The sequence below is a fragment of the Halopseudomonas oceani genome, from assembly GCF_002903165.1.
GTDB lineage: Bacteria > Pseudomonadota > Gammaproteobacteria > Pseudomonadales > Pseudomonadaceae > Halopseudomonas > Halopseudomonas oceani.
Genome location: NZ_PPSK01000060.1, coordinates 1 through 1,083, shown reverse-complemented (window position 1 = coordinate 1,083; position 1,083 = coordinate 1). Strand labels below are relative to the sequence as shown.

Annotated in this window: 2 protein-coding genes; both read left to right on the top strand. The window is 47.5% G+C overall.

Annotated elements, in window-relative coordinates:
• On the top strand, positions 1–334 hold a 334-nt coding region (locus tag C1949_RS19500), incomplete at its 5' end, for a hypothetical protein (protein WP_170063125.1).
• Positions 335–418: 84 nt separating this feature from the next.
• Entirely contained in the window at positions 419–991 is a 573-nt protein-coding gene (locus C1949_RS19220; protein WP_104739967.1) for a suppressor of fused domain protein, read from the top strand.
• Positions 992–1,083 lie beyond the last annotated feature (92 nt).

Below are 1,083 nucleotides of genomic sequence, written 5' to 3'. Positions count from 1 at the left end.
GGCCGTTAATGCCCCTGTCGAGGTCTTTATCTCAGACCGGAAGCTTCCAGAATGGCTAAAAGAACAGATGCCGAAAACTGGCCATTCTTACAGAACGCATGAAGAATTAGAGGCAGAGCTAAGAACTGTGGAAGGAGAGGGTTACATCCTTCCCTCAGAGCCGCAGCGCGTAGAGACATTCGCCCCAAATTTTTATCAGTATCATGTCCAGCCTGATTATATGTGCGTTTCTGCAAATTTATATTTCGCCAACAAAGACACCCAGTCTGTGCAAGGTCAGTATTATAAATATCAATTGTGCGCCAAGAGCGATGATGAAGGTGCAGAAGCGTAACAAGTGGTTCAAGACGCTCGCTTCGCTCACTGGGATCGGCTAAAGCCGGGCCCTTAACCAAACGCTAACTGTAAGGGAGAAAGTGTGCCGTCGGTTTTAGAGCAGCAAAATGCCATTCAGGCTCATATCAGCAATTTCTTTAAGGCCGAAGATTTTAAGGTTTTTTCTTGGGGCCTAGGCGGGATAAAAGATAGCCTTCCCTTTTTCCGCGTGATGCGCCTGAAGCAAGGTGATAACTGGGTTTACGTTTCTAACGGCGCATCAACAATACAAAAGGGCGGCAATTATGGTTGCGAGTTTGTATTAGTCTCGCCACGGGAGGACCCGCTACTGGTGGAACTTCTGGCTATGGTTGCGCATTTTCAGTCAGCGCCGGAGCATCGTTTTATAGATGTAGGAAACTACGTGAAAATTGGGCGTCCTTGGCTCGGCGCTTCTGCGTGCACTAACCTCTTAGTTTCCCTACCGTATCCGTATGGGCCTGATTTGGAATGGCTCCACTTGGATAAGTCTCAACATGTTCGCTTTACTTGGTTGGTTCCTATTACAGACGATGAAGCCAAGCATGCAGATGAGAAGGGGATTGATGCGTTGGAAGCCCTGTTTGAAAAAACAGGATTGGCATATTTGGACATCGATCGAGACTCGGTAGTCTAGAGTCTTCGTTAACAAGTGACTGTGGTGTCAACGCCTCAAATCAGGCTGTTTTTTCACGCCACGGCTCTTGGTTTTTCACCATAGTATTGAGC